The following is a 24,406-nucleotide window of genomic DNA, read 5'->3' as shown; positions in this document are numbered from 1 at the left end:
CGCCTGCCGGGGCCCACAATGCGCCCCATGCCCACGCCCCTTCCCCCCCCGCGCCGCCGAGGCTGGAAGCGCTGGCTGGCCGCCCTGCTGGGCGGTGCCGGCGCCAGCGCCCAGGTGGCCGCCGCCGCGCCGGCGGCGGCGCCGCCCGCTCCGGCCCCGTCTCCGGCCGCGCCCGCCGCGGCGGCCCGGCCGGTGGACCCGGCCCTGGCCCATGCCGACGTCCTGCTGTACAAGACAGTGGGGGCGCAGCGCCTGCGCCTGCAGGTGGCCCGCCCCGCGGCGGCCCGTTTCCCGGGCCCGCGGCCTTGCGTCGTGTTCTTCCACGGCGGCGCCTGGCGCAACGGCGACCCCAAGCAGTTCATGGCCTACGCCCGCGCGCTGGCCGAGCACGGGGTGATCGGCATCAGCGCCCAGTACCGCCTGATGAGCGAGTCGGAAGTGCTGCCGGTGCCGGCGGTGCAGGACGCGCGCTCGGCGCTGCGCTTCGTCAAGTCCCGGGCCGCGCAGATCGGCTGCGATCCGCAGCGCATCGCGGCCGGGGGTGGCTCCAGCGGTGGGCACCTGGCGCTGATGACGGCGGTGCCGGTGCCCCGGAACAGCCCGGTCGGCCCGCTCGACGACCCGTCGGACGACCTCGGCGTCAGCCCGCGCCCGCAGGCGCTGTTCGTCATGAACGCGCCGCTCAACCTGGAGCGCTACGACAGGCCGGTGCCGGTGGAGCAGCGCCGCGCCATGTCGCCCACGCTGCTGATGGACGCGAGCCTGCCGCCGACGTGGATCTTCCACGGCACGGCCGACAAGGTGGTGCCCTTTGCGCAGGCGGGCGAGTTCCGCGACCGCGCGCGCCAGCTGGGCGCCGGCGAGGTGACGGTGCAGGCCTTCCCTGGCCGCGGCCATGGCTTCTTCAATGCCAAGCGCCGCGAAGGCGAGGACTTCGACACCACGCTCGCTGGCATGCTCGCCGGCCTGAAGAAGCTCGGCTGGCTCTAGCCAGCCAGCCAGTCGGCCCCGGGGCGGCGCCGCCCGGCTCAGCGCCCGCTGCCTGCGCGCGCGGCCGCGAAACGCTCCAGGGTGCGCTGGCGGGCCGCCTCGTGGTCGACGATGGGCGCCGGGTAGTCTCGGCCAAGCTGCAGGCCGGCGGCCTCGAGCTCCAGCGGGCGGGCCTTCCACGGCGCATGCAGGGCCGGGCCGACCAGGCCAGCCAGCTCCGGCACATAGCGCAAGATGAAGCGGCCCTCGGGGTCGAACTTCTCGCTCTGTGACACCGGGTTGAAGATGCGGAAGTAGGGCTGGGCGTCGCAGCCGGTGGACGCGGCCCATTGCCAGCCCCCGTTGTTGGACGCCAGGTCGTAGTCGTTCAGCCAGCGCGCGAACCAGGCCTCGCCGCGGCGCCAGTCCAGCCCCAGGTCCTTGACCAGGAAGCTCGCCGTCACCATGCGCAGGCGGTTGTGCATGTAGCCGGTCTGCACCAGCTGGCGCATGCCCGCGTCCACCAGCGGGTAGCCCGTGCGGCCCTCGCACCAGGCCTCGAAGCGCTCTTCGGCGTGCCGGCCGTGCTCCCAGTGCAGGGCGTCGTATTCCGGCCGGAAGGCGTGTCCCACCACGCGCGGATGGTGGTGCAGGATCTGGTGGTAGAAGTCGCGCCAGATCAGCTCGGACAGCCACACCTCGGCGCCGCGCGAGCCCGCCTGGGTGCGCTGCCAGGCCTCGCGGGCCAGGCGCCGCACGGACACCGTGCCGAAGCGCAGGTGCGGCCCGAGGTAGCTGGGCCCCTTGACGGCCGGGAACTCGCGCGCGCGGTCGTAGTCGTCGATGCGGTCCAGGAAGTCGTCGAGCAGCTCATGGGCGCCGCTGCTGCCGGTGGGCAGGCGCAGGCGGCGCAGGTCGGTTGGCTCGAAGCCGATCTGCGCCAGCGCGGGCACCCCCGGCTCACCCGCCGCCGCCGGCCAGGGCGCCAGGCTGCCCGCGTGGCGGGCCACCGGCCAGGCGCGCAGGTAGAACTCGTTGGCCTTGCGCAGCCAGGCGTTCTTGTAGGGCGTGAACACGCTGTAGGGCGAGCCGGTGGCCGTCATCACCTCGTCCCGCTCGAACACCACGTGGTCCTTGACGGTGTGCAGCAGGCAGCCGATGTCGGCCAGGCGGCCCCGCACCGCCGCGTCGCGCGCCAGGGCATCGGGCTCGTCGTCATGGGCGGCATACACGGCCTGCACGCCCAGCTGCGCGGCCAGGCGCGGCAGCTCGTCGCGCGCGCTGCCGTGGCGCACGATGAGGCGGACGTCCGCCACCCCATGCGAGCGGCCCAGCGCATGCAGCTGGTCGTCCAGGTCCACCAGGCTGTCGCGCAGGAACTCCACCCGCCGGTCGGTGCGGGGCAGGGCGGCCAGGATGTCGGTGTCGAGGACGAACACGGCATGCACGCGGTGCGCGCCGCGGCAGGCGGCATACAGCGCGGCGTGGTCGTCCACCCGCAGGTCGCGGCGGAACCACACCAGGGCATGGTCGAGACGGGGCGCAGGGGCGTGGGAGGCGGGCGTCGCGTGCATCGGCGGGCAGTGTCGCCGAGAAGGCCGGCGCCTGCAGGCCCCGTGCGCCGAGGGGGCAGCCGGGCGCAGGCCAGCAGGGTCAAGACACCCCTGAAATAGAATCGCCCGCATGGCCAGCACGCCGGCGGAGCCGGGCATCAACCTCACCAACCAGTTCCTCATCGCCATGCCCGGCATGGCGGACGAGACCTTCGCCGGTGCGGTGGTGTACCTGTGCGAGCACAGCGACAAGGGTGCGCTGGGCCTGGTGATCAACAAGCCCACCGACATCACCCTGGCCAACCTGTTCGAGAAGGTGGAGCTGCAGGCGCCGGTGGACGACCTCGCGCGCCAGCCGGTGTACTTCGGCGGCCCGGTCCAGACCGAGCGCGGCTTCGTGCTGCACGAGCCGCAGGCCAACGACAGCCCGGCCTTCAACTCGACGCTGCAGGTGCCGGGCGGCCTGGAGATGACCACCAGCAAGGACGTGCTGGAGGCGATCGCCCACGGCCAGGGGCCGCGCCGCGTGCTGGTCACCCTGGGCTACAGCGGCTGGGGCGCCGGCCAGCTGGAGGACGAGATCGGCCGCAACGGCTGGCTCACCGTGGACGCGCGGCCGGAGATCATCTTCGACACCCCGGTGGCCGAGCGCTACGACCGGGCGCTGGCGCTGCTGGGCATCGATCCCCGCATGCTCAGCCAAGAGGCGGGGCACGCGTGAGCCGCCCGGCCCCGCGCCTCCCGCCCGACACCCTTCTTGCCTTCGATTTCGGGCTTCGCCGCGTGGGCGTGGCCACCGGCACGCGCCTGCTGGGCCAGGCGCGGCCACTGAAGACCGTGGCCGCCGAGGGCGAGGCGCGCTTCGCTGCCATCGCCGCCCTGCTGGCGGAGTGGCAGCCCGACGCGCTGGTGGTGGGCGTGCCGTTCCACCCCGATGGCGCGCCGCACGACAATACCCACCGCGCGCGCCGCTTCGCCCGCCAGCTGCACGGCCGGTTCCACCTGCCGGTGCACGAGGTGGACGAGCGCTACACCACCACCGAGGCCCTGGCGGCCGGCGCGCGCGATGCCGACGCCGCGGCGGCGGCCATCATCCTCGAACAGTACTTCCGCGAGAGTTCCCCATGACCACCCTGCCGCTCGATGCCGAAGCCCTGTACGCCGAGCTGCGCGAGGGCGTGCGCGCGCTGCTCCGGCCCGAGAGCTCCCTGGTCGGCATCTGGTCCGGCGGCGCGTGGCTGGCCGAGCGCCTGCAGGCCGACCTGGGCCTGCCCGGCACGCACGGCGTGATCTCCAGCACCCTGCACCGCGACGACTTCGGCGAGCGCGGCCTGGCCAGCGGGACCGACGCCACGCACCTGCCCTTCGCCATCGACGGCCGGCACATCGTGCTGGTCGACGACGTGCTCTACACCGGGCGCACCATCCGCGCGGTGCTCAACGAGCTGTTCGATTTCGGCCGGCCCGCCAGCGTGCAGCTGGCCGTGCTGGTGGACCGCGGCGGCCGGGAGCTGCCGGTGGCCGCCGCCTATGCCGCCGCCCGTGTGACGCTGCCGGCGTCGCAGCGCCTGTCGCTGGCCCGCGAGGACAGCGGCCGCTTCACCTTCTCCCTCCAGGACTAACGCTGATGCTCTCGCGTCGCAATCCTCAGCTCAACCGCCACGGCGAGCTCATCCACCTGCTGTCCATCGAGGGCCTGCCCCGGGCCGTGCTCACGCACATCCTGGACACCGCCGGCACCTTCCTCTCGGTGAACGACCGCGAGGTGAAGAAGGTGCCGCTGCTGCGCGGCAAGAGCGTGTTCAACCTGTTCTTCGAGAACTCCACGCGCACGCGCACCACCTTCGAGATCGCCGCCAAGCGACTGTCCGCGGACGTGCTCAACCTGGACATCGCCAAGTCCAGCGCCTCCAAGGGCGAGAGCCTGCTGGACACCATCGCCAACCTGTCGGCCATGCATGCCGACATGTTCGTGGTGCGGCACAGCGAGTCCGGCGCGCCCTACCTGATCGCCCAGCACTGCGCGCCCCACGTGCACGTGGTCAATGCCGGCGACGGACGCCACGCGCACCCCACGCAGGGCCTGCTGGACATGTACACCATCCGGCACTTCAAGCGCGATTTCACCCACCTGTCGGTGGCGATCGTGGGCGACATCGTGCACTCGCGTGTGGCCCGCTCGGACATCCACGCCCTGGCGACGCTCGGGGTGCCGGACATCCGCGCCGTGGGCCCCAAGACGCTGGTGCCCGGCGACCTGGCCCAGATGGGCGTGCGGGTCTGCCACGACATGGCCGAGGGCATCCGCGGTGCCGACGTGATCATCATGCTGCGGCTGCAGAACGAGCGCATGAGCGGCGCGATGCTGCCCAGCGCGGGCGAGTTCTTCAAGAGCTACGGCCTGACCGACGAGAAGCTGTCGCTGGCCAAGCCCGACGCCATCGTCATGCACCCGGGCCCCATCAACCGCGGGGTGGAGATCGACTCTTCCGTGGCGGACGGTCGCCACAGCGTGATCCTGCCGCAGGTGACCTTCGGCATCGCCGTGCGCATGGCGGTGATGTCCATCATCGCCGGAAATGAAGCCTGAGCCCCCCCATGAAGATCCTCATCACCAACGGACGCGTCGTCGATCCTGCCTCCGGCCGTGACGAGCCGGCGGACGTCACCATCGCGGCGGGCCGCATCACCGGCATCTACGCCACCGGCCGGGCGCCGGCCGATTTCGACCCGGCCCGCACCATCGACGCCTCCGGCTGCATCGTCGCTCCGGGCCTGGTGGACCTGGCCGCGCGCCTGCGTGAGCCGGGCCATGAACACGAGGGCATGCTGGAGTCCGAGCTGAACGCGGCGGCCGCGGGCGGCGTGACCAGCCTGGTCTGCCCGCCCGACACCGACCCCACGCTGGACGAGCCGGGCCTGGTGGACATGCTCAAGTTCCGCGCGCGCAAGCTGAGCCTGTGCCGGCTGTTCCCGCTGGGGGCGCTGACCCGCGGCCTGCGCGGCGAGGTGCTCACCGAGATGGCCGAGCTCACCGAAAGCGGCTGCGTCGGCTTCTCGCAGGCCGAGGTGCCCATCCGCGACACGCTGGTGCTGTCGCGCGCGCTGCAGTACGCCGCCACCTACGGCTACACCGTGTGGCTGCGGCCGCAGGACGGCTGGCTGGGCCAGGGTGTCGCGGCCAGCGGGGCCGTGGCCACGCGCCTGGGCCTGTCCGGCGTGCCGGTGGCCGCCGAGACGGTGGCCCTGCACACCATCTTCGAGCTGATGCGCTCCACCGGGGCCCGGGTTCACCTGTGCCGCCTGTCCAGCGCGGCCGGCGTCGAGCTGGTGCGCCGCGCCAAGGCCGAGGGCCTGAAGGTGACGGCGGACGTGAGCATCAACTCGCTGCATCTCACCGACGTGGACATCGGCTACTTCAACAGCGCCATGCGCCTGAACCCGCCGCTGCGCCAGGCGGCCGACCGCGATGCGCTGCGCGCGGGCCTGGCCGACGGCACGCTGGACGCGCTCGTGTCCGACCACACGCCGGTGGACGCGGACGCCAAGACCCTGCCGTTCGGCGAAGCCGAGCCGGGCGCCACCGGCCTGGAACTGCTGCTCAGCCTGGCGCTGAAGTGGGGCGCGGAAACGGGCCTGCCGCTCAGCGCCGCGCTCGCCCGCGTGACCAGCGCCCCGGTGGCCGTGCTGGGTGACGCGCTGGGCTCGCTGGCCGGCAGCGCCGGCCGGCTGGTGGACGGGGGCGTGGCCGACGTGTGCGTGTTCGATCCGGACGCCACCTGGTCCGTGCAGCCCGGCGAGCTGGTCAGCCAGGGCAGGCACACGCCCTTCGACTTCAGCTCGACGGGCATGGCCCTGCCGGGCCGGGTGCGCGCCACGGTGGTGGCGGGCACGGTGGCCTACCAGGCGCGGCCCAGCCAGGCGTGATGCGCGCCGGGGTGGGCGCGCTGCGGGGGCTGTGGCGCCTGGTGCGCGGCCTGCTGCACCTGGGCCATGGCATGCTGATCGTCGCCCTGCGCTTCGAGCGGCTCGCCCCGCGCGAGCGGGCGCCGCGGGTGCAGTGGTGGAGCGCGAAGGTGCTGCGCCTGGCCGGCATCCGCCTGACGGTGCACGGCGTGCCGCGGCCCGGGGCCGTGCTGATCGTGGCCAACCACGTGTCCTGGCTGGACATCGCGGTGATCCACGCCGCCTGCGGCCATGCGCGCTTCGTGTCCAAGGCCGACGTGCTGCGCTGGCCGGTGCTGGGCTGGCTGATCCGCGCGGTGGGCACGCTGTTCATCGAGCGCGAGCGCAAGCGCGACGCGGTGCGGGTGGTGCACGAGGTGGCGGCCGCGCTGCAGCGCGGCGAGACGGTGGCCGTGTTACCCGAGGGCCCCACGGGCGCGGGCGCGCAGGGGCTGCCCATGCACGGCAACCTGCTGCAGGCCGCCATCGCGGCCGAGGTGCCCGTGCAGCCGGTGGCCCTGCGCTACCACGAGCCGGGCCTGCGCTTCAGCACGGCGGCGCCCTACATCGGGCAGATGACGCTGGTGGCCAGCATCTGGCGTGTCGTCACCGCGCGGGGGCTGGCGGTGGACCTGCAGTTCCTGCCGCCCGAAGGCAGCACCCATGCGGACCGCCGGGCGCTGGCCGAGCACCTGCGGCAGCAGCTGCAGCAGGCGCTCGACCGCGGCTGACTCCCGTCAGGCCTTGCCCTGGCTGGCCACCGCGGCGGCGGCCTTTGCCGCGGCCTCCGCGTCACCCAGGTAGTAGCTCTTGATGGGCTTGAGGTCGGCGTCCAGCTCGTACACCAGCGGAATGCCGTTCGGGATGTTCAGCCCCACGATGTCCTGGTCGCTGATGCCGTCCAGGTACTTCACCAGCGCGCGGATGGAGTTGCCGTGCGCGGCGATGACGATGCGCTGGCCGCTGCGGATGGCCGGTGCGAGCACCTCGTTCCAGCAGGGCAGCACGCGCGCCACGGTGTCCTTCAGGCACTCGGTGAGCGGCACCTGCGCCGGGTCCAGCCTGGCATAGCGCAGGTCCTGGCGCTGGCCACGCGGGTCGTCGGCGCCCAGCGGGGGCGGCGGCGTGTCGTAGCTGCGGCGCCAGACCAGCACCTGCGCGTCGCCGTACTGCTTGGCCATGTCGGCCTTGTTCAGGCCCTGCAGGCCGCCGTAGTGGCGCTCGTTCAGGCGCCAGTCCTTCACCACCGGCAGCCAGGTGCGGTCCATGGTGTCCAGGCAGTGCCACAGCGTCCAGATGGCCCGCTTGAGCACCGAGGTGTAGGCCACGTCGAAATCGAATCCCTCGGCCTTCAGCAGGGCGCCCGCCGCGCGGGCCTGCGCCACGCCCGTGTCGGTGAGCTCGACGTCGGTCCAGCCGGTGAAACGGTTCTCCAGGTTCCAGGTCGATTCGCCGTGGCGGATCAGCACGAGCTTGTACATGGTGCGTGGCAGCGGGTTGCGGTGGAAGGGCGCGGCGGGCGGGGCCGCCGGGCAAAGCCGGGAATTCTATAATCGCGCCCCTTTTGCAACCGCCTCGACCGCGCCCCTCGCCGTGCTGAGCTTTCTCATCGACAACTGGCTTCCCGCCGTCATGGCCCTGGTCTCGGGCAGCCTGCTGCTGTGGCCGGTGATCTCCCGCGGGGCCGCCGGCGCCCAGGGTGTCACGCCGGCCGAGGCGGTGCGCCTGATCAACCGCGAGAAGGCGGTGGTGGTGGATGTGTGCGAGGCCGCCGAGTACGCCGCCGGCCATGTGCCGGGCGCGCGCCATATCCCGCTGGGACAGCTGGACGGTGCCAGGGGCCTGCCCACCAACAAGGCCCTGCCGGTGGTGGTGGTGTGTGCCTCGGGGGCCCGTGCGGCCCGTGCGGCCGCCCAGCTGCGCAAGGCGGGCCACGAGAAGGCCGTGCCGTTGGCGGGCGGTCTGCGCGCCTGGCGCGAGGCGAACCTGCCCGTCGAGGGCGGCGCGGCGGGCTGACCTGCGCGCGCGACGGGGTCTTGGCCTCGGGCGGACAATGGCCGTCCCTGCCCCGCGAGGCACACCTCGAACTGCACCGGAGAACGACGCGCGATGAACAAGGTGGTGATGTACACGACCCAGGTCTGCCCTTACTGCATCCGCGCCAAGCAGCTGCTGGCGCAACGCGGGGTGAGCCAGATCGAGGAGGTGCGCGTCGACATGGACCCGGCCGCGCGTGGCCGCATGGTCGAGCTCACCGGCCGCCGCACCGTGCCGCAGATCTTCATCGGCGACACCCACGTGGGTGGCTGCGACGACCTCATCGCGCTCGACCAGCGCGGCGGCCTGATGCCGCTGCTGGGCGCCTGAGGCACCCGCTTCACGCGCGCCGGGCGGGCCCCGTCGCTGCGCCATAATCGCCCGCCGCAGCCCGCACCCTCCAACGGTTGCGGGCTGTGTCGTTTCTCGTCGACCGATTTCCTCCTTCAGAAAGCCCCCCATGGCCGAGCAAGACCAGACCCCCGTGTTCCAGCTGCAGCGCATGTACCTGAAGGACATGTCGCTCGAGCAGCCCAACTCGCCGCAGATCCTGCTCGAACAGCAGCAGCCGCAGGTGGACATCCAGCTGGGCATGCAGGCCGAGTCGGTGGCCGACGGCCTGTTCGAGGTGTCGGTGACGGCGACCGTGACCACCAAGGTCGGCGAGCGCACCCTGTTCCTGATCGAGGCCAAGCAGGCCGGCATCTTCGAGATCCGCAACCTGCCGGCCGACCAGGTGCAGGGCATCCTCGGCGTGGTCTGCCCGCAGATGGTCTACCCCTACCTGCGGGCCATCGTGTCCGACATCTGCACGCGCGCCGGCTTCCCGCCCATCCTCCTGGCCGAGGTGAACTTCCAGGCCATGTTCGAGGCCCAGCAGCAGGCGCAGGCCGCTGCCGAGGGCGGCGAGCAGACCCTCAACTGATGCCGGGGCACCCGCGCCGCGCATGAAGCTCGCGTTCCTCGGGGCCGGTGCCTGGGGCACCGCGCTGGCCATCGCCGCGGCCCGGCGGCACGACGTGCTGCTGTGGGCCCGCGACGCCGGCCAGGTGGCGCAGATGGCGGCCGACCGGCGCAACGTGCGCTACCTGCCGGAGGCCCCCTGGCCGGAGGGCCTCGCCGTCACGGCGGATTTCGACGCCGCGGCGCGCCACGGTGCGCAGGGCCTGACCATCGTGGCCACGCCCATGGCCGGGCTGCGCGGCACCTTGCAGCGCCTGGCGCCGGTGGGCCGCGTGGCCTGGCTGTGCAAGGGCTTCGAGGCCGGCACCGGCCTGCTGGGCCATGAGGTGGCCGGCCAGGTGCTGCCCGGCGTGCCGGCGGCCGTGCTGTCCGGCCCGAGCTTCGCGCAGGAGGTGGCCGCCGGGCTGCCCACGGCGCTGGTGGCCGCCAGCTTCGACGCGGCGCTGAGCACGGCGCTGCTGGAGGCCTTCCACCACGGCGCGCTGCGCATCTACACCTCGGCCGACCCGGTGGGCGTGGAGATCGGCGGTGCGGTCAAGAACGTGCTGGCCATCGCCACCGGCATCTCCGACGGCCTCGGCCTGGGCCTGAATGCACGCGCCGCGCTCATCACCCGCGGCCTGGCCGAGATGACCCGCCTGGGCGTGCGCATGGGCGCGCAGGTGGAAACGTTCATGGGCCTGGCCGGCCTGGGCGACCTGGTGCTCACCGCCACCGGTGATCTCTCTCGCAACAGGCGGCTGGGCCTGCAGCTGGCGGCCGGCCACAGCACGGCCGATGCCCTGTCGCACCTCGGCCATGTGGCCGAGGGCGCCTACAGCCTGGCCACCGTGGTGCAGCGCGCGCGCGAGCTGCAGGTCGACATGCCCGTGGCTGAAGCCGTGCACGCGGTGGTGCGCGGCGGCGTGGGCCCGCGCGAGGCCGTGGGCCAGCTGCTGCAGCGCGACCCGCGGCCCGAGGCGTGAGCCCTCGGGGCCGGCCGGGCCGGCGGCGAGGGCTCGTCGCTGGCGGTGCCTCAGGCCGCGCCTGCGAAGCCGAGCTGGCGCCAGCCCTCGAACACGGCGACCGCCACCGCGTTGCTCAGGTTGAGGCTGCGCTGGCCGTCGCGCATGGGCAGGCGCACGCGGTGGTCGGGGGCGAACCGGCTGCGCAGTGCCTCGGGCAGGCCCGCCGATTCGCTGCCGAACACCAACGCGTCGCCCGGCTGCCAGGCCACGTCCGTGTGGCGTGCCGTGGCTCGGGTCGTGAATGCGAAGCACCGGGGCGGCTGCACCTGGGCGATGAATCGATCCCAGTCGGCATGCCGCTGCACCTCGGCGAACTCGTGGTAGTCGAGGCCCGCCCGTCGCAGCAGCTTGTCGTCCATGGAGAAACCCAGCGGCTCCACCAGGTGCAGCTCGCAGCCGGTGTTGGCCGCCAGCCGGATCACGTTGCCGGTGTTGGGCGGGATCTCCGGGTGGACCAGGACGATGCGGAACATGCCGGCATTGTCCCGCACGTGGTGTGCCGCCTCAGGCGTCGGCCGGGGCGGGGGTGCGGGCGAGCACCCAGACGTGCACCGCAACCGCACCCGCCTCGTGCAGCGCCTGCGCCGCCGCGCCGGCGGTGGCGCCAGTGGTGAGCACATCGTCGACCAGCGCGACGACACGGCCGCGCACGGCGGTGCGCGCCTCCGGGCCGCCGGGCATGAACGCCCCGCGCAGGTTGGCCGCGCGCGCGGCGCGGTCCAGCGACGCCTGGGGCGGCGAGTCACGCAGACGCCGCAGCAGGTCATGGCGCGCGGGCAGGCCGTGCCACCGGGCAACGCGGCGGGCGATCTCCCAGGCCTGGTTGTAGCCCCGCTCGCGCAGCCGCTGGTCGGACAGCGGCACCGCCGTCACCAGGTCCGCCGGGGCGATGTTTCCGGCGCGCGCCGCGTCGGCCACCGCGTCGGTGAGGGTGCGGGCCAGCACCCCGGCCCAGCCCAGGCCGTCGCGGAACTTGAGTGCCGCGATGGCACGGTCCCAGGGGAACGCATAGTCGAACGCCGCCACGGCATGCCCCTGCACCGGCGCCTGCACGATGCATCGGCCGCAGTGCCGCAGCCCCGCCGGCACGCGCGCGGCGCAGAGGGTGCAGCGCGGAACGGCGGGCGCGTACGCCTGCAGGCAGGCGCCACAGAGACCCCCGCCCGGGCACCACGCGAGGCAGACGCCACACCGGCCCGGCCAGCGCAGCCCCAGCGGGCGCCGCCCCTGCGCGGCAGTGGGACGGGGCCAGGGCAGGGCGCGGGGCGGCATGGGCGCTCAATATACTGAGCCGTATGCACGCGCCTGTCCCGCCTTCCACGCCGGCCGACGATGCGGGGGGCGCCTCGGCGTCGGCCTCCCGCGTGGATGCGCGTGCATCGGCCCGGGCCCGCCAGCGGCTGGACGCGGCGCCCGAGCCGCCGTGGCTGCACGCCGAAGCGGCTCGCCGCATGGCGGAGCGCTTGACGTGGATCAAGCGCGAGCCGGCCCTCGTGCTGGACTGGTCGGGCCGCGCCGGTGCGAGCGCGCCGTCTCTCGCGCAGGCCTACCCCGCGGCCCGTGTGCTGGCGGTGTGTCCCGCCGGGCCCGGTGCGGAGGCGGCGCCGCCGGCGCCCTGGTGGCGTCGGCTGTGGCGTCCTGGCGAGGCGGAGGTGGCGGCGGTGGCGGTGGACGCCACCGCCGGCCTGGGCGCCGGCCTGCTGTGGTCGAACATGCGCCTGCACTTCGCCCCCGACCCGGAGCCGCTGATGCAGGCCTGGCACCGGGCCACCGCACCCGACGGCTTCCTGATGTTCTCCACCCTCGGCCCGGGCAGCCTGTCGCTGCTGCGCGAGGTGTACGACGAGGCCGGCTGGGGGACGCCGCACGCGCCCTTCGTCGACATGCACGACCTGGGCGACATGCTGGTGGCCCACGGCTGGGCCGAGCCGGTGATGGACCAGGAGACACTGCGCCTGACCTACCGATCGCCCGAGGCCCTGGTGACCGAGTTGCACGGACTCGGCGCCAACTTCTCGCCTCGGCGCTTCGCCGGGCTGCGCACGCCGCGCTGGCGCAGCCGGCTGTGCCATGCGCTCGGGCAGCGCGCCGTCGACGGGCTGATCACGCTGGACATCGAGCTGGTCTATGGCCACGCCTTCCGTGCCGCCGACGCCGGACCTCGGGTTCAGGCGGAGACACAAATCGCTCTCGATGAGATGAAATTGATGCTCCGCAACGCCGGTCCCAAAAAGCAGGCCGGCTAGAATCGTTCGGTTAATCTGGATCAAAGCGTGGTCTGGGAGGGCGCGCTAGGCGCTCTTGCCGGTCGCCACGCTTTCGCCGACGAAGTCTGGGTTTGGAACGGAAGTGACGACGACGATGAAGATGACAACACAGCTCTGCCAGCGCGTCGCCGCAGGCGCGGTCGCGCTCGCAGCGGGCCTGGCGTCGACGGCGGCCCTGGCCGTCAACGACCTGCCGGGAGGTCCGGCCGTCAACCAGATCGACCTGCATCCGCCGGTCACCCGCATCGCGAGCGACGTGCAGACGCTGCACAACGGCCTGCTCATCGTGTGCCTGGTCATCTTCGTGGCCGTGTTCGGGGTGATGTTCTATTCCATCCTGAAGCACCGCAAGTCGGTGGGCGCCAAGTCCGCCAACTTCCACGAGAGCGTGGCGGTGGAGATCGCCTGGACGATCGTGCCCTTCCTCATCGTCACCGCGATGGGCTTCGCGGCCACCAAGACCGTGGTGGCCCAGAAGGACACCACCAACGCCGACCTGACCATCAAGGTCACCGGCTACCAGTGGAAGTGGGGCTACGACTACCTCAAGGGCGAGGGCGCCGGCATCTCGTTCCTGTCCACGCTCGACCTCGGCCATCGCGAGCTGTCCAACGCCGGCACGCCGCAGGGCGACGACTACCTGCTCAAGGTGGACAACCCGCTGGTGGTGCCCGTGGACACCAAGGTGCGCATCATCACCACCGCGGCCGACGTCATCCATGCCTGGATGGTGCCCGCCTTCGCCGTGAAGCAGGACGCGATCCCGGGCTTCGTGCGCGACAACTGGTTCCGTGCCGAGAAGACCGGCGACTTCTATGGCCAGTGCGCGGAGCTGTGCGGCAAGGAACACGCCTACATGCCCATCCATGTGAAGGTGCTGTCCAAGGCCGACTACGCCGCCTGGGTGGCCGCCGAGCAGAAGAAGATCGCCGCCAAGGCCGACGACCCGAGCAAGGTGTGGGCGCAGGCCGACCTCATCGCGCGCGGTGAGAAGGTCTATGCCGCCAACTGCGCGGTCTGCCACCGCCCCGACGGCAAGGGTGCCGGCCCGATCAAGCCGCTGGACGGCTCGCCCGTGGTGCTGTCCGAGGACAAGCTGGCGCAGATCAAGATCGTGCTGAACGGCGCCGCCAACGGTGCCATGCCGCCCTGGAAGCAGCTCAACGACACCGAGATCGCCGCGGTCGTCACCTACACCAAGAACCACTGGGGCAACAAGACCGGCCAGGTCGTGCAGCCCGCCGAAGTGCAGGCCGCGCGCCCCTGAAGGCCGCTGACCTCCTGACGCATCCAGGTATCAAGGAACCCTCATGAGTGCTGTTCTCGACCACCACGGCGGCCACGCGCACGACGCCCACGACCACCACGACCACCATGCCCCCACCGGCTGGCGGCGCTGGGTGTTCGCCACCAACCACAAGGACATCGGCACGCTGTACCTGCTGTTCAGCTTCACCATGCTGATGATCGGCGGCGTGCTCGCCCTGGGCATCCGCCTGGAGCTGTTCCAGCCGGGCCTGCAGTTCTTCAACCCCGAGCTGTTCAACTCGTTCACCACCATGCACGGGCTGATCATGGTGTTCGGGGCGATCATGCCGGCGTTCGTGGGCTTCGCGAACTGGATGATCCCGCTGCAGATCGGCGCGTCCGACATGGCCTTCGCGCGGATGAACAACTTCAGCTTCTGGCTGATGATCCCCGCGGCGCTCATGCTGGTGGCGAGCTTCTTCATGCCCGGTGGCGCCCCTGCGGCCGGCTGGACGCTGTACGCCCCGCTCACGCTGCAGATGGGCCCGTCGATGGACGCCGGCATCTTCGCGATGCACATCCTCGGCGCGTCGTCGATCATGGGCTCGATCAACATCATCGTGACCATCCTGAACATGCGCGCGCCGGGCATGACGCTCATGAAGATGCCGCTGTTCGCCTGGACCTGGCTGATCACCGCCTACCTGCTGATCGCCGTGATGCCGGTGCTGGCCGGCGCCATCACGATGACGCTGACGGACCGCCACTTCGGCACCAGCTTCTTCAACCCCGCCGGTGGTGGCGACCCGGTGATGTACCAGCACATCTTCTGGTTCTTCGGCCACCCCGAGGTCTACATCATGATCCTGCCCGCGTTCGGGATCGTGAGCGCCATCATCCCGGCCTTCGCGCGCAAGCGGCTGTTCGGCTACACCTCCATGGTGTACGCCACGGCCTCCATCGCCATCCTGTCGTTCATCGTGTGGGCCCACCACATGTACACGACCGGCATGCCGGTGACCGGCCAGCTGTTCTTCATGTACGCCACCATGCTGATCGCCGTGCCCACGGGCGTGAAGATCTTCAACTGGGTGGCCACGATGTGGCGCGGCTCCATGACCTTCGAGACGCCAATGCTCTGGGCGGTGGGCTTCATCTTCGTGTTCTCGATGGGCGGCTTCACCGGCCTGATCCTGTCCATGGCGCCGGTGGACCAGCAGCTGCAGGACACCTACTACGTGGTCGCGCACTTCCACTACGTGCTGGTGGCCGGCTCGCTGTTCGCGCTGTTCGCCGGCGTCTACTACTGGGGTCCCAAGTGGACGGGCGTCATGTACTCCGAGACGCGCGGCAAGATCCACTTCTGGGGCTCGCTGATCTTCTTCAACGTCACGTTCTTCCCCATGCACTTCCTGGGGCTGGCCGGCATGCCGCGTCGTTATGCCGACTACCCCATGCAGTTCGCCGACTTCAACGCCCTCGCATCGATCGGCGCGTTCGGCTTCGGCCTGATGCAGGTGTACTTCTTCCTCTTCGTCGTGCTGCCCATGATGCGCGGCAAGGGTGAGAAGGCGCCGGCCAAGCCCTGGGAGGGCGCCGAGGGCCTGGAGTGGGAGGTGCCGTCGCCGGCGCCGTTCCACACCTTCGAGACGCCGCCGAAGCTGGACGCGTCCGCGACCCGCATCCTCGGCTGACGGCTCACGGCTCACGGCAAGGCGCCACCATGGCACAGCTGCACGACGCACAACGGCGGGCCAACCGCCGCCTGGGCTGGATCCTGGCCTCGGTGGCGCTGGTGTTCGCGCTGGGCTTCATCGCGAAGATCGCGCTGATGGGGCCTTGAGGCGCCCTGCGACGACGACATCCATGGTGCGCAAGTGGCTCCCCTCGCGGCGCGACGACCGGCAGATGGTCGTCAAGCTGCTGGTGGTGACGGCGGCGATGTTCGCCTTCGGTTATGCGCTCGTGCCGCTGTACCGCCACATCTGCGATGCGCTGGGCATCAACGTGCTCAGCCTCGCGGAACAGGGCGGCCGGCGCGAGCGTCCCGCCAACACGCAGGTGGACACCTCGCGCCGGGTCACGGTGGAGTTCGACGCCAACGCCCGCGGCCCCTGGGATTTCAAGCCCGCGGTCGCGTCGGTGGAGTTGCACCCCGGCGAACTGGCCACGGTGATGTACGAATTCCGCAACCGGCAGCCGCATGCGATGGCCGCGCAAGCCGTGCCCAGCTACGCGCCCCACCAGGCCGCGCCGCACTTCAACAAGCTCGAGTGCTTCTGCTTCAACGAGTACCTGCTGCAGCCGGGCGAGGCGAAGCAGTGGCCGGTGGTGTTCTACATCGACCCGAAGCTGCCCAGGGACGTGACCACCATCACGCTGTCGTACACCTTCTTCGAGGTGGGCGGCAAGGTGCCGACGCCGCCCGGAGCGCGCTCGTGAGCGGCGCTCCCGGCACGCCCCCGCCCGATGACGGCGGCCTGCGCGAGGCGGTGCAGCGCAAGGGCTCCTTCCTGGGCACGCTGCGCGCGGTGGCCTGGTCGTTCCTCGGCATCCGCAAGGGGCGGGGGTACGAGCAGGACGTGAGCCAGCTGAACCCCGTGCACGTCATCGTGGCCGGGGTGGTGGGGGCGGCGCTGTTCGTGCTGGCGTTGGTGCTGCTGGTGCGCTGGGTGGTGGGCAGCGGCGTGGCCGCGGCCTGAGTATCGAGACAACAAGACACGGTTCCAACGGTTCCTTTGGAGTAAAGACGCATGTCCGCAGCGAGCAACCACGGGGCGACGCCCTACTACTTCGTTCCGGCCCCATCGCGCCATCCGGCCATGGCCGCGCTGGGCCTGTTCTTCGTCATCCTGGGCGCAGGCCAGTGGATCAACGGCGCCGACTGGGGCAAATGGTCCCTGCTGCTGGGCCTGGTGGTCTGGCTCTTCACGCTCTACCAGTGGTTCGGCGACGCCATCCGCGAGAGCGAAGGGGGCCAGTACTCCCAGCGCATCGACGTGTCCTACCGCTGGAGCATGAGCTGGTTCATCTTCTCGGAGGTGATGTTCTTCGCGGCCTTCTTCGGCGCGCTGTACTGGGCCCGCGTGCACTCCGTGCCCGCCCTGGGCAGCCTGGAGAACCAGCTGCTGTGGCCGGACTTCAAGGCGCTGTGGCCGAGCAGCGTGGCGGGAGCCACGGCCGCGCCCGCCGGCACGGTGGAGCCTTTCACCACCATGGGCCCCTGGCCCATCCCGACGATCAACACGGCCATCCTGCTCACCTCGGGGGTGACGCTCACGGTCGCCCACCATGCGCTGATCGCCGGCAACCGCAGCAAGACGATCTTCTGGATGTGGCTGACCGTGCTGCTGGGCGTGGTGTTCCTGGGCTTCCAGGCCTACGAGTACATGCATGCCTACCGTGACCTGAACCTCAAGCTCAACTCCGGCATCTACGGCTCCACCTTCTTCATGCTCACCGGCTTCCACGGCTTCCACGTGTTCGTGGGCATGCTGATGCTGCTGTTCATCACGCTGCGCCTGTCCAAGGGCCACTTCACGCCCCAGCGCCACTTCGGCTTCGAAGGCGCGGCCTGGTACTGGCACTTCGTGGACGTGGTCTGGCTCGGCCTGTACATCGTCGTCTACTGGATGTGAGGCCTGGCGGGCCGGGCGGCGCCCGGCCACCAGCCACCGCATGCGCCGCCCGACCGGGCGGCGTCTTTGCTTCGAGGCGGGCCGGTGCGGCTCAGCGGCCCACCGGCAGGCCCGACGGCTCGATCCACCCGGCCGCGTAGGCCAGCAGGATGAGCAGGAACAGGCCCACCGACAGCCCCACCCGCCAGGCCAGCGCGCGGGCCATGCGGCGGTCGCGGCCGTCGCTGTCGGCACCGCCGGCATCGGGGCGGCCCTTGCGCAGCATGAACAGGCCGGCGCTGGCCAGCGCGGCGACGATGCCGAACAGGGCGAGGATGATGATGAACTTCATCGCGGCCGATTATTCCACCCGTCCATGACCCTGCCTCCCACGGCCCCTCCCAGCGCCGCGGCATTGGCCGCGCCCCCCGCGGCCCGCGGCCGGCGTGCCGTCGTGGTGCTCGCGGCGGTGGCGCTCACGTTGCTCACGGCGCGGCTGGGCGTGTGGCAACTCGACCGGGCCGCCCAGAAGCAGGCGCTGCAGGCGGGGCGGGATGCGCAGGCGTCGGCGCCCGCGCTCGCGGCCGGCGACCTGCCCACGGACGAGGCCCTGGCGGCGGCCGTCCACCACCGCCGCATCACCTTGAGCGGCCAGTGGTCGGCCGCCCACACGGTGTACCTCGACAACCGCCAGATGGACGGCCGCCCCGGCTTCTTCGTGCTCACTCCCCTGCGGCTGCCCGATGGCAGCGCCGTCATCGTGCAGCGCGGCTGGCTGCCGCGCGACATGGCCGACCGGAGCCGCATCGCGCCCTACCGCACCACGGAGGGGCCGGTGCAGGTGCAGGCGCGCATCGCCCCCTGGCCCTCCCGGTTGACCTCGCTGGGCGAGGACGCAGCCGGGGCGATCCGGCAGAATCTCGACCGCCCGGCGTTCCAGCGCGACACCGGGCTGGCACTGCGCCCGCTGTCCGTGGTGGAACTGCCCCATGCGGGCAATGCGGGCGACGGGCTGCGGCGCGACTGGCCCCCTCCGGCGGTGGACGTGCACAAGCACTACGGTTATGCGGCCCAGTGGTTCGGCCTCTCGGCCCTCACGGCAGGACTCTATGTCTGGTTCCAACTCCTTCGACCCTGGCGCCGCGCGCGTGCCGGGCGGTCCCGCGGCTGATCCCGTGGCGCTCACGGTGCACACCGGGCCGACGCCCGTGCTGCCGGCGGCGCCGCGTTCGCGCGGCCGGCTCACTGCGCTGCTGGTGCTGCTGGCCTGCGCGGCACCCGTCATCGTCTCGTACTTCACCTACTACGTGGTGCGGCCGGCCGGGCGCAGCAACTACGCGACGCTGATCGACCCGCCGCGCGTCCTGCCGGCGGACATGGCGCTGCGCGACCTGGCCGGCCAGGCCGTCGCGCCGGCCTCGCTGAAGGGCCAATGGCTGCTGGTGGTGGTGGCCGGGGGCGACTGCGACCGCCGCTGCGAGGCGCGCCTGTACGAGCAACGCCAGCTGCGCGAGATGACCGGCCGTGAACGCCAGCGCATCGACCGCGTGTGGCTCGTCACCGACGACGCGCCGCTGCGCGCGCCCATCGCCACCGCGCTCACCACGGGCGAGGCCCCGGCCACCGTGCTGCGCGCGCCGCGCGAGGCGGTGCAGGCCTGGCTGGCCGCGGACGACGGCCGGGCCCTCGAGGACCATCTGTTCCTGGTGGACCCCATGGGCCAGTGGATGATGCGTGCCCCCGCCGCGCTGGAGCCCAAGCGCTTCCACCGCGACGTCGAGCGCCTGCTGCGCGCGTCGGCCTTCTGGGACCGGCCGGGCCGCGAGCATTGAGCCCGCATGGACACCACGCCGCTGGTCGACCTGTCGCCCGCGCTGCGCCTGCTGGGGCTGGCGGCGGGGCTGGCGCTGCTGCCGCTGGCCCTGTGGTGGTGGCGCCACCGGCATGAGGGCAGCCGGGCCCGGCGGCTCGCGCTGACGGCACTCACCCTGTTCCTCACCTTCGACCTGGTGGTCTTCGGCGCCTTCACGCGGCTCACCGATTCCGGCCTGGGCTGTCCGGACTGGCCAGGCTGCTACGGCGAGGCCAGCCCCTTTGCCGCGCAGGCGCAGATCGCGGCCGCGGAATCCGCGCAGCCCACCGGGCCGGTCACCGCCCGCAAGGCCTGGATCGAGATGATCCACCGCTACCTGGCGATGACCGTGGGCGCACTCATCCTGCTGCTGGCTGCCTGGGGCTGGCGTGTGCGGCGCGACCTGCCCTTCGCGTGGGCCTGGCTGGCGGCCACCCTGGCGTGGGTGCTGGTGCAGGGCCTGTTCGGCAAGTACACCGTCACGCTCAAGCTGTACCCCGCCATCGTCACGGCGCACCTGCTGGGCGGCCTGGCCCTGCTGGCCCTGCTCGTGGTGCAGGTGGAGCGCTACCGCGCGCGGCCCCTGGCCCTGGGCGGCGGAGCGCGCGGGCTGCTGGCCCTGGCCGCGGGGCTGCTGGTGCTGCAGGTGGCCCTGGGCGGCTGGGTCAGCACGAACTACGCCGTGCTGGCCTGCCGGGGCTTTCCCAGCTGCAATGGCCAGTGGTGGCCGGCCGGCATGGACTTCGGCCACGGCTTCACGCTGCTCCGGCACCTGGGCCGCTCGGGCGAGGGCGGCTTCCTGCCCGCCGAGGCGCTGGTGGCCATCCATTGGACGCACCGGCTGGTGGCGGTGGCCGCGGCCGCGGCGCTGCTGGCCCTGGCCACGGCCGTGTGGCGCGCGGGCCATGGCCGGCCGGCCGGCGTGCTGGCCGGCCTGCTGGCGCTGCAGGTGGCCACCGGGGCGGCCAACGTCGTGCTCCACTGGCCGCTGGCTGCGGCGCTGCTGCACACGGCCGGGGCCGCCGGCCTGGTGTGGTGCGTCGTGGCGCTGGCCGCACGCGCCACGCTGCCGACGACTTCGACCGCTTCCCCTGCGCCCTCGCCGGTGCGCATGCCCCATCCCGCGCCACAATGACCCCGCCGCTCGCCACCCCTGCCGTGACTGCCCACCGTCCCCCGTCCCGCTGGTCGCAGTACTACGCGCTGACGAAGCCGCGCGTCGTGCAGCTCATCGTCTTCTGCGCGGTGATCGGCATGCTGCTCGCCTCGCCCGGCTGGCCCGACTGGCGCATCCTCGTGGCCGGCACGGCGGGCATCTGGCTGGTGGCGAGTGCCGCCGCGGCGTTCAACTGCCTGATCGAGCAGCAGATCGACCGGCGCATGAAGCGCACCGCCTGGCGGCCCACCGCCCAGGGCGAGCTGGCGAACCGGCACACGCTCACCTTCTCGGCCGTCCTGTGCGGCACGGGCTGCGCCATCCTCTGGTGGTGGGTCAATCCGCTCACCATGGCGCTGACGCTGGCCACCTTCGTGGGCTATGCCATCGTCTACACGGTGGTGCTCAAGCCGCTGACCCCGCAGAACATCGTGATCGGCGGTGCCTCGGGCGCCATGCCGCCGGTGCTCGGCTGGGCGGCCGTGCGGGGCGATGCCGGCCCGGAGGCCTGGCTGCTGTGCCTGATCATCTTCCTGTGGACACCGCCGCACTTCTGGGCGCTGGCGCTGTACCGCGCGGAGGACTACGCGCGCGCCGGCCTGCCCATGCTGCCGGTGACGCACGGGGCGGAGTTCACGCGGCTGCACGTGTTCCTGTACACCCTGGTGCTGTTCGCCGGCACCTTGCTGCCCTTCGTGTATGGCATGAGCGGATGGATCTACCTGGCCAGCGCCGTGGTGCTCGGCGCGATGTTCATCGCCTATGCGTTCCGGCTCTGGCGCGCCTACTCCGATGCGCTGGCCCGCCAGACCTTCCGCTTTTCCATCTGGCACTTGTCGCTGCTGTTCGCGGCGCTGCTGCTGGACCACTACCTGAGCCCGCTGCTGGCCTGAGCCGGCGGCCCACTGCCGTGACCCCCATGCCCCGCCCCTTCCGTCTCCCGGTGTCCCGTCGTGCCGGGCTGCATGCGGCCGCCGCCCTGGCCCTGGCCGCCGCCCTCGGGGGCGTGGGCTGCAGCCGCCCCGAGCCCGTGGCCTTCAAGGGCATCGACATCACCGGGGCCACCTATGCGCAGACACTCAACCTGACGGATGCCAGCGGCCAGCCGCGCACGCTGGCCGATTTCAAGGGCAAGGTGGCGGTGGTCTTCTTCGGCTACACCCAGTGCCCGGACGTCTGCCCCACCACGCTGGCCGAGGTGGCCGCGGCCAAGCAGATGCTGGGTGCCGAGGGCAGCAAGCTGGTCGGCGTGTTCGTCACGGTGGACCCGGAGCGCGACACCCCCGAGGTACTCAAGGCCTACGTCGCCAACTTCGGGTCGGATTTCGTCGCCCTGCGCGGCAGCCTGGACGAGACCAAGGCCATTGCCCGCGACTTCAAGGTGTTCTACGCCAAGGTGCCGGGGCAGACCGAAGGCAGCTACACCATCGACCACACGGCCAATGCGTTCGTCTTCGACCCGCAGGGGCGGGTGAGGCTGGTCGAGCGCTACGGCAGCGGGCCCGAGGCCCTGGCGCACGACGTGAAGGCGCTGCTGGGCGGCGCCTGATCCTGCCGGCGCCGGCGCGGGCCGGCCGTCAGGCCGGTTCCAGCGACTTGCGCATCTTCTTGAGCGCGGCCGCCTCGATCTGCCGGATGCGTTCGGCGCTCACGCCGTACTCGGCGGCCAGCTGGTGCAGCGTCATGCCGCCGCTGCCGTCGTCGTTCACCTTCAGCCAGCGCTCTTCCACGATGCGGCGGCTGCGGGCGTCGAGCTGGTCGAGCGCGTGGGACACGCCATCGCTGGACAGCGCGTCGCGGCCCCGGGCCTCCAGCACGCGGGTGGGTTCCTGCGTCTCGTCGGCCAGGTAGGCGATGGGCGCGAAGCTCTCCTCGCCGTCGTCGGTCTGCGGCTCGAGCGCCACGTCGCCGCCGGCCAGGCGGGTTTCCATCTCCACCACCTCGGACGGCTTCACGTTCAGCTCGCGCGCCACCACGTCGATCTCGGCGGCGCTCAGCGTGCCGCGGTGGGTGTCGCCGTCCTCGGCATGGCCCTTCAGGCCCTGCTTCATGGAACGCAGGTTGAAGAACAGCTTGCGCTGCGCCTTGGTGGTGGCCACCTTCACCAGGCGCCAGTTGCGCAGGATGTACTCGTGGATCTCGGCCTTGATCCAGTGCATCGCGTAGCTGACCAGGCGCACGCCCTGGGTCGGATCGAAGCGCTTGACCGCCTTCATCAGGCCGATGTTGCCTTCCTGGATGAGGTCGCCGTGCGGCAGGCCGTAGCCCAGGTACTGGCGCGAGACCGACACCACCAGCCGCAGGTGCGACAGCACCAGCCGGCCGGCGGCTTCCAGGTCGCCCTGCTCGCGCAGGCGCCGGGCGAAGTCGCCTTCTTCCTCCGCCGTGAGCAGGGGAATGCGGTTGACCGCGCTGATGTAGGCGTCCAGGTTGCCGACCGGGGGAACGAGTGCCCACGGGTCGCGCAAGGCCAGGGTCTGGGTGGCGGAGGTGGCAGTGTTCATCGTGGCGTGTGATCCGGCAGCGGGCCTGGGGTTCCGTTCATATTAGCACTCTGACGTGGTGAGTGCTAAGGCGCTCGCGGAACCGCCCGGGCGGGCCTTGACACGCTGCCCTGGAAGTGAGTGAGCGCTTCTAAACCATGTCTTCCGGCCGCACCCAGGCATCGAACTGCTCGCCACTGAGCCCACCCACCGCCAGCGCCGCCTCCCGCAGCGACAGGCCGTGGGCGTGGGCGTGCTTGGCGATGGCCGCGGCCCGGTCGTAGCCGATGTGCGGGTTCAGGGCCGTCACCAGCATCAGTGAGCGCCGCAGCAGCTCGTCCAGGCGCGCCCGGTCGGGCTCGATGCCGCGGGCGCAGTGCGCGTCGAAGCTGGCCATGCCGTCGGCCAGCAGGCGCACGCTCTGCAGGAAGGCCTGCGCGATCAGCGGCTTGAACACGTTCAGCTCGAAGTTGCCGCTGGCCGCGCCGATGCCCAGCGCCACGTCGTTGCCCATCACCTGGGCGCACAGCATGGTGAGCGCTTCACACTGGGTGGGGTTCACCTTGCCGGGCATGATGGAGCTGCCCGGCTCGTTCTCGGGAATGCGGATCTCGCCCAGGCCGCTGCGCGGGCCGGACGCCAGCCAGCGCACGTCGTTGGCGATTTTCATCAGGGCCGTGGCCAGGGCCTTCAGCGCCCCGTGGGCCGCCACCAGCGGCTCGTGGCCGGCCAGGGCCGCGAAGCGGTTCGCCGCGGGCGTGAAGCCCAGGCCCGTGTCGGCCGACAGCCGCTCGGCCACGTGGGTGGCGAACGCCGGGTGGGTGTTCAGGCCCGTGCCCACGGCGGTGCCGCCCACCGCCAGCGCCCGCAGCGCCGGCTCGGTGGCCTGGAGGGCCTCGCCCGCCAGCCGCAGCTGCGCCGCCCAGCCGGAGATCTCCTGGCCCAGCGTGACCGGCGTGGCGTCCTGCAGGTGGGTGCGGCCGATCTTCACCAGGCCCGCGAACTCCGCGGCCTTGGCCTCCAGCGTCGCCTGCAGCGCCTGCAGGGCCGGCCACAGGTCGCGCGCCAGCACCGTGGCCGCGGCCACGTGCATGGCGGTGGGGAAGATGTCGTTGGACGACTGGCCACGGTTGACGTGGTCGTTCGGGTGCACGCGCCGGTCACTGCCCCGGCCGCCGCCGAGGTGCTCGGACGCCCGGTTGGCCAGCACCTCGTTGACGTTCATGTTCGTCTGGGTGCCCGAGCCGGTCTGCCAGACGGACAGCGGAAACTGGTCGAGGTGCCGGCCCGCCAGCACCGCGGCGGCGGC

30 protein-coding genes are annotated in these 24,406 nt (G+C 71.9%); 23 read left to right on the top strand and 7 right to left on the bottom strand.

The genetic code is table 11. The features are described from left to right. Window positions 1-27: 27 nt before the first annotated feature. Window positions 28-990 (top strand): alpha/beta hydrolase, encoded by a 963-nt coding sequence (locus ACE3UN_RS15750; protein WP_374675927.1) that lies wholly within the window; start codon window positions 28-30, stop codon window positions 988-990. A 38-nt stretch (window positions 991-1,028) separates the two neighbouring features. Here the strand turns inward: ACE3UN_RS15750 and ACE3UN_RS15745 are convergent, their stop codons facing one another. Further along, window positions 1,029-2,543 carry a deoxyribodipyrimidine photo-lyase gene (locus tag ACE3UN_RS15745; protein WP_374675926.1) on the bottom strand — a complete coding sequence of 505 codons (1,515 nt, stop codon included), beginning with the start codon at window positions 2,541-2,543 and terminating at the stop codon, window positions 1,029-1,031. Window positions 2,544-2,652: 109 nt separating this feature from the next. Between ACE3UN_RS15745 and ACE3UN_RS15740 the strand changes: the two genes are divergently transcribed. Genes ACE3UN_RS15740 through ACE3UN_RS15715 form a run of 6 tightly spaced genes read left to right on the top strand, consistent with a single transcriptional unit; the run spans window position 2,653 to window position 7,198 of the window. Beyond that, complete coding sequence (locus tag ACE3UN_RS15740) at window positions 2,653-3,243, top strand: YqgE/AlgH family protein (RefSeq protein WP_374675925.1); 591 nt, start codon at window positions 2,653-2,655, stop codon at window positions 3,241-3,243. Continuing rightward, the gene (ruvX, locus tag ACE3UN_RS15735) at window positions 3,240-3,650 is read left to right on the top strand and encodes a Holliday junction resolvase RuvX (RefSeq protein ID WP_374675924.1); all 411 of its coding nucleotides are present in this window, start codon (window positions 3,240-3,242) and stop codon (window positions 3,648-3,650) included. The genes ACE3UN_RS15740 and ruvX overlap by 4 nt, the downstream gene beginning before the upstream one ends. Further along, window positions 3,647-4,144, top strand: a complete 498-nt coding sequence (gene pyrR / locus ACE3UN_RS15730) for a bifunctional pyr operon transcriptional regulator/uracil phosphoribosyltransferase PyrR (protein WP_374675923.1) — start codon at window positions 3,647-3,649, stop codon at window positions 4,142-4,144. The genes ruvX and pyrR overlap by 4 nt, the downstream gene beginning before the upstream one ends. Window positions 4,145-4,149: 5 nt before the next feature. Beyond that, window positions 4,150-5,112 (top strand): aspartate carbamoyltransferase catalytic subunit, encoded by a 963-nt coding sequence (locus ACE3UN_RS15725; protein ID WP_374675922.1) that lies wholly within the window; start codon window positions 4,150-4,152, stop codon window positions 5,110-5,112. A gap of 8 nt (window positions 5,113-5,120) precedes the next feature. Further along, on the top strand, window positions 5,121-6,449 hold the full coding sequence (locus ACE3UN_RS15720; RefSeq protein ID WP_374675921.1) for a dihydroorotase: 1,329 nt from the start codon (window positions 5,121-5,123) through the stop codon (window positions 6,447-6,449). Next, window positions 6,449-7,198 (top strand): lysophospholipid acyltransferase family protein, encoded by a 750-nt coding sequence (locus tag ACE3UN_RS15715; protein WP_374675920.1) that lies wholly within the window; start codon window positions 6,449-6,451, stop codon window positions 7,196-7,198. The genes ACE3UN_RS15720 and ACE3UN_RS15715 overlap by 1 nt, the downstream gene beginning before the upstream one ends. Window positions 7,199-7,204: 6 nt before the next feature. Here ACE3UN_RS15715 and gpmA read toward each other — a convergent pair whose 3' ends face one another. Further along, window positions 7,205-7,948, bottom strand: coding sequence for a 2,3-diphosphoglycerate-dependent phosphoglycerate mutase (gene gpmA / locus ACE3UN_RS15710; RefSeq protein WP_374675919.1), 744 nt, complete (start codon window positions 7,946-7,948; stop codon window positions 7,205-7,207). Window positions 7,949-8,063: 115 nt separating this feature from the next. Between gpmA and ACE3UN_RS15705 the strand changes: the two genes are divergently transcribed. From ACE3UN_RS15705 to ACE3UN_RS15690, 4 genes are all read left to right on the top strand, one after another. Then, window positions 8,064-8,483, top strand: coding sequence for a rhodanese-like domain-containing protein (locus ACE3UN_RS15705; RefSeq protein ID WP_374675987.1), 420 nt, complete (start codon window positions 8,064-8,066; stop codon window positions 8,481-8,483). Between the two features lie 93 nt (window positions 8,484-8,576). After that, a complete protein-coding gene (grxC, locus tag ACE3UN_RS15700) occupies window positions 8,577-8,834 on the top strand; it encodes a glutaredoxin 3 (RefSeq protein ID WP_374675918.1) in 258 nt (85 codons plus the stop codon). Window positions 8,835-8,964: 130 nt separating this feature from the next. Then, entirely contained in the window at window positions 8,965-9,429 is a 465-nt protein-coding gene (gene secB, locus ACE3UN_RS15695) for a protein-export chaperone SecB (protein WP_374675917.1), read from the top strand. Between the two features lie 22 nt (window positions 9,430-9,451). Beyond that, entirely contained in the window at window positions 9,452-10,432 is a 981-nt protein-coding gene (locus ACE3UN_RS15690; RefSeq protein ID WP_374675916.1) for an NAD(P)H-dependent glycerol-3-phosphate dehydrogenase, read from the top strand. Between the two features lie 50 nt (window positions 10,433-10,482). Here the strand turns inward: ACE3UN_RS15690 and ACE3UN_RS15685 are convergent, their stop codons facing one another. Together ACE3UN_RS15685 and ACE3UN_RS15680 are read right to left on the bottom strand one after the other, a co-directional pair. Then, on the bottom strand, window positions 10,483-10,947 hold the full coding sequence (locus ACE3UN_RS15685) for a tRNA (cytidine(34)-2'-O)-methyltransferase (RefSeq protein ID WP_374675915.1): 465 nt from the start codon (window positions 10,945-10,947) through the stop codon (window positions 10,483-10,485). 31 nt (window positions 10,948-10,978) lie between these two features. After that, entirely contained in the window at window positions 10,979-11,527 is a 549-nt protein-coding gene (locus tag ACE3UN_RS15680; protein WP_374675914.1) for a ComF family protein, read from the bottom strand. Between the two features lie 242 nt (window positions 11,528-11,769). Between ACE3UN_RS15680 and ACE3UN_RS15675 the strand changes: the two genes are divergently transcribed. The 7 genes from ACE3UN_RS15675 to ACE3UN_RS15645 all read left to right on the top strand — a co-directional run bounded on the left by ACE3UN_RS15675 (window position 11,770) and on the right by ACE3UN_RS15645 (window position 17,627). Continuing rightward, window positions 11,770-12,720 carry a biotin synthase gene (locus tag ACE3UN_RS15675; protein WP_374675913.1) on the top strand — a complete coding sequence of 317 codons (951 nt, stop codon included), beginning with the start codon at window positions 11,770-11,772 and terminating at the stop codon, window positions 12,718-12,720. 115 nt (window positions 12,721-12,835) lie between these two features. Further along, entirely contained in the window at window positions 12,836-14,008 is a 1,173-nt protein-coding gene (coxB, locus tag ACE3UN_RS15670) for a cytochrome c oxidase subunit II (RefSeq protein ID WP_374675912.1), read from the top strand. 43 nt (window positions 14,009-14,051) lie between these two features. Further along, a complete protein-coding gene (gene ctaD, locus ACE3UN_RS15665) occupies window positions 14,052-15,683 on the top strand; it encodes a cytochrome c oxidase subunit I (protein ID WP_374675911.1) in 1,632 nt (543 codons plus the stop codon). A 29-nt stretch (window positions 15,684-15,712) separates the two neighbouring features. Continuing rightward, window positions 15,713-15,832, top strand: coding sequence for a cytochrome oxidase small assembly protein (locus ACE3UN_RS15660; RefSeq protein ID WP_374675910.1), 120 nt, complete (start codon window positions 15,713-15,715; stop codon window positions 15,830-15,832). Between the two features lie 23 nt (window positions 15,833-15,855). Continuing rightward, window positions 15,856-16,431: a cytochrome c oxidase assembly protein gene (locus ACE3UN_RS15655; RefSeq protein ID WP_374675909.1), complete on the top strand. Its 576-nt coding sequence runs from the start codon at window positions 15,856-15,858 to the stop codon at window positions 16,429-16,431. Continuing rightward, complete coding sequence (locus tag ACE3UN_RS15650) at window positions 16,428-16,691, top strand: DUF2970 domain-containing protein (RefSeq protein WP_374675908.1); 264 nt, start codon at window positions 16,428-16,430, stop codon at window positions 16,689-16,691. Before ACE3UN_RS15655 ends, ACE3UN_RS15650 begins: the two co-directional genes overlap by 4 nt. Window positions 16,692-16,742: 51 nt before the next feature. Beyond that, window positions 16,743-17,627 (top strand): cytochrome c oxidase subunit 3, encoded by an 885-nt coding sequence (locus tag ACE3UN_RS15645; protein WP_374675907.1) that lies wholly within the window; start codon window positions 16,743-16,745, stop codon window positions 17,625-17,627. 91 nt (window positions 17,628-17,718) lie between these two features. Here ACE3UN_RS15645 and ACE3UN_RS15640 read toward each other — a convergent pair whose 3' ends face one another. Continuing rightward, a complete protein-coding gene (locus ACE3UN_RS15640; protein WP_374675906.1) occupies window positions 17,719-17,958 on the bottom strand; it encodes a twin transmembrane helix small protein in 240 nt (79 codons plus the stop codon). Window positions 17,959-17,982: 24 nt separating this feature from the next. On the opposite strand from ACE3UN_RS15640, the gene ACE3UN_RS15635 reads away from it, so the two are divergent. Genes ACE3UN_RS15635 through ACE3UN_RS15615 form a run of 5 tightly spaced genes read left to right on the top strand, consistent with a single transcriptional unit; the run spans window position 17,983 to window position 22,163 of the window. Further along, window positions 17,983-18,777, top strand: coding sequence for an SURF1 family protein (locus ACE3UN_RS15635; RefSeq protein ID WP_374675905.1), 795 nt, complete (start codon window positions 17,983-17,985; stop codon window positions 18,775-18,777). After that, a complete protein-coding gene (locus ACE3UN_RS15630; RefSeq protein WP_374675904.1) occupies window positions 18,716-19,438 on the top strand; it encodes an SCO family protein in 723 nt (240 codons plus the stop codon). The genes ACE3UN_RS15635 and ACE3UN_RS15630 overlap by 62 nt, the downstream gene beginning before the upstream one ends. A 6-nt stretch (window positions 19,439-19,444) precedes the next feature. Beyond that, a complete protein-coding gene (locus tag ACE3UN_RS15625; protein ID WP_374675903.1) occupies window positions 19,445-20,593 on the top strand; it encodes a heme A synthase in 1,149 nt (382 codons plus the stop codon). Beyond that, window positions 20,590-21,507: a heme o synthase gene (gene cyoE / locus ACE3UN_RS15620; RefSeq protein ID WP_374675902.1), complete on the top strand. Its 918-nt coding sequence runs from the start codon at window positions 20,590-20,592 to the stop codon at window positions 21,505-21,507. Before ACE3UN_RS15625 ends, cyoE begins: the two co-directional genes overlap by 4 nt. A 26-nt stretch (window positions 21,508-21,533) precedes the next feature. After that, window positions 21,534-22,163: an SCO family protein gene (locus ACE3UN_RS15615; protein ID WP_374675901.1), complete on the top strand. Its 630-nt coding sequence runs from the start codon at window positions 21,534-21,536 to the stop codon at window positions 22,161-22,163. A gap of 28 nt (window positions 22,164-22,191) precedes the next feature. Here ACE3UN_RS15615 and rpoH read toward each other — a convergent pair whose 3' ends face one another. After that, a complete protein-coding gene (gene rpoH / locus ACE3UN_RS15610; RefSeq protein WP_374675900.1) occupies window positions 22,192-23,118 on the bottom strand; it encodes an RNA polymerase sigma factor RpoH in 927 nt (308 codons plus the stop codon). Between the two features lie 130 nt (window positions 23,119-23,248). Beyond that, window positions 23,249-24,406: class II fumarate hydratase (locus tag ACE3UN_RS15605; RefSeq protein ID WP_374675899.1), on the bottom strand; the 1,158-nt coding region annotated here is incomplete at its 5' end.

Origin of the sequence: Ideonella sp., from assembly GCF_041918995.1 — a bacterium.
In the GTDB taxonomy this organism is placed as follows: domain Bacteria; phylum Pseudomonadota; class Gammaproteobacteria; order Burkholderiales; family Burkholderiaceae_C; genus Ideonella.
This window is presented reverse-complemented; position numbering and strand designations above follow the sequence as displayed.